Genomic DNA, 7,274 nt, shown 5'->3' with positions numbered 1-7,274 from the left:
GTACTTGAAGCACTCTCTTGCGGTGTTCCAGTTGTTGCTTTTCGAACTGGGGGCATACCAGAGCTAATCGACCATATGGAAACCGGATATTTAGCTAAATATAGAGATGTAGACGATATGACAAAGGGTTTGATTGCTTTTATTGACAATCCTAGTTTAATTAATAGAGCCAGCAGAAATGCCCTTGTATCGAGCACGAAGTACTCTTTTGAAAGAATGGCTGATGAGTATATAAAGTTATATACCGAGTTCTTTGTTTCAAAATAAGTGCAATCTTCATTTTCTTGACTTTGAAGCACCTACCTGCTAAATTAGTACTAGTGTTCAAATATTGAACAATCTTTATTTTCAAAGGAATCCAGGTTGGATAGTCCAAAGGTCTCTATTGTTACACCAGTTTATAATAGGCTTGAGTATACGAGGGCATACCTTAATTCTCTAAGGAAAGTTGATTACCCGAATTTTGAAGTAGTAATTGTTGATGATGCCTCTAACGATGGCTCCTACGAAACTATATCCATTGAGTATCCAGAGGTTATATTATTAAGGGGTAATGGCAACTTATGGTGGGCTGGTGGCACCAATACTGGCATACGTTATGCTCTTGAGAATGGCACTGACTATATCCTTACCCTAAACAACGATGTGGAAGTTGATTCTGCATTCCTTACGGCTTTAGTTAGATGTGCCGAGGAAAACCCGAAATCATTAGTTGGAGCCAAGATATATAATTACCATCAGCAAAATGAGGTCACGTATTTTGGTGGAGTAACAGATTGGAAAAAAGGTGAGATTTACCATATCTGTGGTAGAGAAAGCGATGACCCTGAGAGGTTTTCAAAATTACAAGAAGCTGAGTGGTTAACTGGTATGGGTATCTTGATAAAGGCATCATACTTCAACGACATCGGTTTTTTTGATGCTAAGAAGTTCCCGCAGTACGCCGCTGATGCTGATTTTACCATGCGAGCACGGCAAAAAGGCTATAGGCTTTTAGTCGAGCCAAAAAGTATAATTTGGAATAAGGTAGAGTCGACCGGTGTTCAATTAAGTCAAAATCATTTCTCCAATCTGTTCATTAAAGCATTATTCTCGTTACGCTCTACATATCACCTCAAAACAAATTTTTGTCTATACTGGAGACATTGCCCAAGAAGATATTTTGTTAGAGCATTATTCATGCTTTACGCTCGCTTTTATTATTCTAGAATAAAAGCGAGCGTTTTAAGATTAGCATGCAAACTGACACAGAGTGCTGGAACTGACTAATGTAAATAAAGGTATTCTGTATAGTGCCATATTACTAGTGGAGGGTAAATGAAAATTGCAATCATTGGCGTTACGGGCTTTGGGGGTAGTTCACCTTTAGGCAAAGCGCTGATAAAGATGTTAGAAGCCCGCGGCCATGATCTTCAAGTGTTTTACTATAACGATATCCCTGCGTCTTTTAAGGTTCATAAGGTTTTTGCCCGCTTTGGTGGCAAGTCGCCAATGGAAAGATATGTACAATATATAGCGCATACCATTAGAGAAGAAAAGCCTAATATGCTGATTGCTATAGAAGGTGGGGATATCTTACTTGAAGGTCTGCCTAAGGATACTAAAAAAGTTTTTTTACCACAAGCGCCAATGAGTAGTGAGGCTTATTTTACCTGGGCTTCTTCTAAAGAGCCATTTGATATAAAGCGGTTCTATGATTTAAAAGATAAAGAGATTGCAATGTATGAGGCCGCCGATATGATTTTTTACGCCTGGAAAACCTATGAAGAATACGTGAGAAAATATGTCTACGATAGTCCCAAGATAATTTCTCACCCTAAATATGGTTGGTTTGGTTGTGAACCACAAGATAAATTAGTTCAATATCAGTATCCTACGTCCATAGTGTTTCTTGGTAATTTAGGCTATTACTGGATGAACAAGGAACTGTTAAGCCATCTCACTGCAGTTAGCCCTTATGTGATTGATGTCTGGGGTGCACCTAAGCCTGATGAGCATTACAAGCTACGTTATAAAGGAATTGCACCTACCCATGATGTTCTCTACGATTATCAGTTTGGTTTGGTTACGGTTAGTAAAGACTTGGTAAGACAATGGGGATGGTCAAGTAAAATCTTAACCTATCTATCTCATGGGCTTCCTTGCTTATTTCCGGAGTGGCATCGTTGCGGTCATGAGCTGGGCGGGTGCATTCCATATAACGAGGCGAACTTTAATGAAGTGGTTGATAGCTATATCGATAGAGCTGTCTGGGAGGAGAAAAGCCAGGAAGCAATTGAGCAGGCAAGAGAACTAAGCTGGCCAAAGATATTAAGTCCTATGATTGAGATTTTAGAAAGTTCTTAGTGGGGATTGACGTTGATGCGAATCCTTTTTTGCTGTGAGTTCTATACACCAAGTGTAGGTGGAGTCCAAGAGGTTATAAAGCAAATTGCAGAGCGGCTAGTATTGCGCGGTCATGATGTTACTGTTGCAACTACGAAGCTCTTGAACAGAGATTTTGATGAGCTAAATGGCGTAAAGATTAAAGGTTTTGAAGTCTCAGGCAACTTGGTTCACGGTATGGTTGGTGATGTAGAAGCCTACCGCAGATTTGTTATCTCTGGCAACTTTGATGCTATCATAATCAAAGCTGCACAGCAGTGGACTTTTGACGCGCTCTGGTCAGTGTTGCCGCAGATTAAGGCTCACAAAGTATTTATACCTTGCGGTTTCTCACGTTTTTATGAACCATCATTTGCAAATTATTTTCAAATAATGCCCAACATTCTTCGTCAGTTTGATCACCTTATATTTTATGCCTCGGATTACCGCGATATTAATTTTGCAAGAGAGCATGGTTTGACCAGTATCTCAGTGATTCCAAACGGTGCGAGCGAGATCGAGTTCTCGGTTGAACCTGATCCTTTGTTTCGAGAGAGATACGGAATAGGCAAGGAAGATTTCTTATGTTTAACCGTTGGAAGTTTTACAGGTATGAAAGGGCATTTTGAAGTTGCAAGCGCTTTTGAGAAGGCTAAGTTTGAAGGCCCAGCTACTCTTATCTTAAATGGTAATAAAATCAGCAATTCGGTTAAAGCGACGCTTAAAACAAGGGCCAAGGGCTATATAAAAAGCGGTCTTCAAGGTCTTAACATTATCAAAGAAGGTCCGTGGCTTGATATCGCAAAAAAGGTTAATGCGCAAGCTGGAAATAAGAAAATTCTAATAACCGACCTACCAAGACCCGAGCTGGTTCAAGCTTTCATAGCGGCAGACCTGTTTGTATTCGCATCTAACATCGAGTACTCGCCTTTAGTTTTATTCGAATCGGCTGCTGCAGGCACCCCGTTTCTTTCAGTTCCAGTCGGTAATGCTGAAGAGATCGCACGTTGGACTGGCGGGGGTGTGATTTGTCCAGCATCGAGAGATGAAAGAGGTTATACTCATGTAGATCCGGTAGTTCTTGCAGAACATATGTCCAAATTGGCTAAAGATAAGTCTTATCTTAGCAGTTTGGGCAGAACTGGAAAGAAAAACTGGTCTGAGAAATTCACATGGGATAAGATTGCTATGGAATACGAAAAGGTCCTAATTTCCTAAGGTTATATAACGTCGGCAAGGGGACTGGAAAAATATGCGCATATTCTACGCATCTGACACTACACCTAATGCTTTCTTTCAATCAAACCTCTGGCGGAGCAACCTTTATCTGCCTTTGGTTGATCTTGGGCACGATGTAGTTGAGTTTGATTATGATTTAAGAGAGACCTTCCAGAACTTAAATCCAGAGAGCCCTATCCAAGCATCCTTTATCAAGAAAAACAGGCCAAAAGTAACTGAAGCACTTCTAAAACAAATAAAAACTGCTCACGCTGAAAAACCAATTGATTTATTTTTTAGCTATTTCTATGATGCTTGTGTGCTACCTGAAGCCATAGATGAGATCAAAGCTATGGGTATTAAAACGGTTAACTGGTATTGCAATGGTTCATACCAGTTGCATCTGGTCTCTGAAATATCTCCCCACTATGATTGGTGCTTGGTACCGGAGAAATTTCGTCTTAAAGATTATAAAGCGATGGGCGCCCGTCCAATATATTGCCAAGAAGCTGCTAACCCCAATATCTATAAACCTTATAATCTGCCTGTTGAGTTTGATGTTACCTTTGTTGGGCAAGCGTATGGGGATCGTCCAGCATATATCAAGTATCTACTTGACCAGGGAATAGATGTTCGGGTGTGGGGTCTTGGTTGGAAAAGCTATAGCTCAGAAAATCGGAATGCTGTTGTTACAGGTCGGCTTAAGCGTACTCTCAGTATAGGAAGGAAGCTGCTTACACCTTCTGGGATGCTGGCGGTTGGAAAGCGCGTAAAACAGGCTTTTAAAGAGCATACTTCAAACGGTAGTATACACTCTACATCTTCAGAAAGTAATATTAAATTACCTGCCGAAATCCTTGGTGGGACTCTTACAGATATCGAAATGATTCAGATGTATAGCCGCTCAAAAATCAACCTGGGCTTTTCAACTTGTGGCCGAACACATGAAACTGGTGAGCGAATTCTACAGATACGCTTGCGGGATTTTGAAGTTCCCATGAGTGGTGGTTTCTACATGGTCGAGTACATGGAAGAGCTTGAGGAGTTCTTTGATATAGGCAAGGAAATAGTCTGCTATACGGGGCCGGAAGATCTGGCTGAGAAAATTAAGTATTATCTGGAGCATGATGGTGAGAGGGAGAAAATCCGCAAGGCGGGCTACGAGAGGTGCCTGCGTGATCACACATGGCATAAGCGATTTGAGATGGTATTTAAGGAAACTGGATTGGCATGAACTCTAAGAACCCGAAAGTTACAGTTTTGATGCCTGTATACAATGGAGAGCCATACCTTCGCGAAGCCATTGAGAGCATTCTTAATCAGACATTTACTGATTTTGAATTTCTGATCATTAACGATGGCTCAACAGATCGTAGTGTCGAGATCGTAGAGTCTTATACTGACCCTAGAATTAGGCTTGTGCACAACGAAGCAAACTTAGGTCTAATAGCGACGCTTAATAAGGGGGTTGAGCTAGCGCAAGGTGAATATATTGCCAGGATGGACAGTGACGATATTAGCCTGCCACAGCGACTGTCTAGACAGGCTAAGTTTTTAGATGAGAACTCTGATTGTGCTGTTGTTGCAGTAAAGATTGTGCTTATAAATGCAGATGGGCGGGAGCTAGGTGATTGGAAAGGGGATCGTAATGCCACAACCGAAGATGAAATTCGCAGACGTCTTCCAATAATAAGCTGTATTGCTCATCCTGGGGTGATGATAAGAAAGCCCATTATTGCAAAGTACCGTTATGATCCTTCGCAACGTTATGCTGAGGATTACGATCTTTGGCTGAGGATAGCTTCAGATGGGTACCAAATTGCTAAAATAGACGAAGTTCTTTTAAAGTATCGTGTGCACTCTGCGCAAGTTACATCGATAAATAACCACGTTCGTTTTGGCTTGGCAAATGTCAAGATTAAAGCGAATTTCCTCTTAGGCAGGATTGCCAAATTTAAATTTGGCAACTTCGAACTGAGAGTGCTTTTAGGTTTATTCCAAGATATGGTTCTATTAATACCAAAACTTATTGCTAAGTCCTTTGTAAAGAATTAGATAATCTGGATTATTTGTAATCCGAAGAGGTATGCCGTGGTAAGTTGGCTTGATTGTTACTTCTAAGAGCAGGTAGAATGAAATTAACGCTTCTATTAATAGACGTGCAAGATAAATTCGAGGAGTCTATATGATCGCTTCAAAAAACTTATACGGCGTAATTCTAGCAGGAGGCTCTGGCACCAGATTCTGGCCCTTAAGCCGAGAAATGACGCCTAAGCAGCTGCTTAGGGTTTTTGGCACTGAGAGTTTGATATGGCAGACAATAAAGAGGCTTTTGCCGCTTATCGCCCAAGATCAGGTCTATATAGTTTCAAATTCAAAGCTTGCCGAAGAGATAAGAACAAGCTTAATTACTGAGAAAGAGCCTTTTGACAAGGTAGGTTATTTGATTGAGCCAGAGGCCAGAAACACAGCACCGGCGATAGGATTAGCTGCCACGTATCTATCAACTATCAATCCGGATGCCGTTATGGCAGTTCTGCCATCGGATCATCTAATAGGAAACCCTGATGATTTCCTGGCTTGTTTAGAGCACGCAGAAAGCCTTGCTAATTCAGGTTATCTTGTAACGTTAGGATTAAAGCCTAACAGACCTGAAACTGGTTTTGGCTATATCAAGCTGGGTACAGCCCTTGAGAAGTTTGATGACTCTTATATGTCCTACATGGTAGAGCGCTTTATTGAAAAGCCTAACAAAGAAACAGCTGAATCTTATCTAAAATCTGGCGATTACTTCTGGAATAGCGGTATGTTTGTCTTTAAGGCAAGCACTATATTAGACGAGATTGAAAAACTCATGCCAGAGCTTTTCAATCTACTTATGAGGTTTAAAGAACTATCGCTTGATGAATGGGGCTCGGAGCAGGCATGCTCAATTTTCTCCTTAGCCGAGTCTACCTCTATTGATTATGGAATAATGGAGAAGTCAGACAAAGTTGCGGTCATTCCTGTGGACCTGGATTGGAGCGATGTCGGAAGCCTCGTTGCGATAGGGGATTTCCTAGCAACAGATGAGAGAGGTAATACAACCTCGGGCAACGTAATCGACATAGACTCGAAAAACTCGATTATCTATGGAGAAGATCGTTTAGTTGCAACCCTTGGTCTCGAGGACATGATTGTAGTTGATACACATGATGCCACATTAATTTGCCCCAAGGATAGAGCACAGGATGTGCGCAAAGTAGTTGATGTGCTCAAAGCAAAAAATGCCAACGAGTACCTGGTGCATCGGACAATGCACCGGCCGTGGGGAAGTTATACCCTTTTAGAGCGCGGACCGGGGTTTAAAATAAAAATAATTGAGGTAAAACCTGGGGCACGTCTTAGCCTGCAGATGCATCACCATAGAAGCGAGCATTGGGTTGTGATATCGGGTACAGCCAGGGTCACTCGTGGTGATGAGGTGTTCAACGTTCATGTTAACGAGAGTACCTTTATTCCGCCATCCACCATCCACCGCTTGGAAAACCCAGGAATGATACCACTAAAGATCATCGAAGTACAAAACGGCGAATACCTGGAAGAAGATGATATCGTGCGAGCAGAGGATGATTATGCAAGAAGTTAAGAAAAGTAAAGGGATTTGTCTGTCTGAGAGGAAAGATTTAAAATAAAGTTGAAACCAAAAAGAG

7 protein-coding genes are annotated in these 7,274 nt (G+C 41.4%); all 7 read left to right on the top strand.

Translation table 11 applies throughout. From position 1 onward, the window contains the following. The coding region (locus K6T91_09465; protein ID MCL6473020.1) for a glycosyltransferase family 4 protein at positions 1-267 on the top strand (267 nt) is incomplete at its 5' end. A gap of 96 nt (positions 268-363) precedes the next feature. Continuing rightward, positions 364-1,269, top strand: a complete 906-nt coding sequence (locus tag K6T91_09460) for a glycosyltransferase family 2 protein (protein MCL6473019.1) — start codon at positions 364-366, stop codon at positions 1,267-1,269. A 48-nt stretch (positions 1,270-1,317) separates the two neighbouring features. Beyond that, a complete protein-coding gene (locus tag K6T91_09455; protein MCL6473018.1) occupies positions 1,318-2,346 on the top strand; it encodes a hypothetical protein in 1,029 nt (342 codons plus the stop codon). Positions 2,347-2,361: 15 nt separating this feature from the next. After that, positions 2,362-3,582 carry a glycosyltransferase family 4 protein gene (locus K6T91_09450; GenBank protein MCL6473017.1) on the top strand — a complete coding sequence of 407 codons (1,221 nt, stop codon included), beginning with the start codon at positions 2,362-2,364 and terminating at the stop codon, positions 3,580-3,582. A 34-nt stretch (positions 3,583-3,616) separates the two neighbouring features. Continuing rightward, positions 3,617-4,816 (top strand): glycosyltransferase, encoded by a 1,200-nt coding sequence (locus tag K6T91_09445; GenBank protein MCL6473016.1) that lies wholly within the window; start codon positions 3,617-3,619, stop codon positions 4,814-4,816. Beyond that, positions 4,813-5,637: a glycosyltransferase gene (locus tag K6T91_09440; protein MCL6473015.1), complete on the top strand. Its 825-nt coding sequence runs from the start codon at positions 4,813-4,815 to the stop codon at positions 5,635-5,637. The genes K6T91_09445 and K6T91_09440 overlap by 4 nt, the downstream gene beginning before the upstream one ends. Positions 5,638-5,767: 130 nt before the next feature. Next, positions 5,768-7,210: a mannose-1-phosphate guanylyltransferase/mannose-6-phosphate isomerase gene (locus tag K6T91_09435; GenBank protein MCL6473014.1), complete on the top strand. Its 1,443-nt coding sequence runs from the start codon at positions 5,768-5,770 to the stop codon at positions 7,208-7,210. Positions 7,211-7,274 lie beyond the last annotated feature (64 nt).

This window comes from Bacillota bacterium (genome assembly GCA_023511485.1).
Classification (GTDB): Bacteria; Actinomycetota; Aquicultoria; order Aquicultorales; family Aquicultoraceae; genus CADDYS01.
The sequence above is the reverse complement of the archived record's forward strand: the minus strand, read 5'-3'. Positions and strand labels throughout refer to the sequence as shown.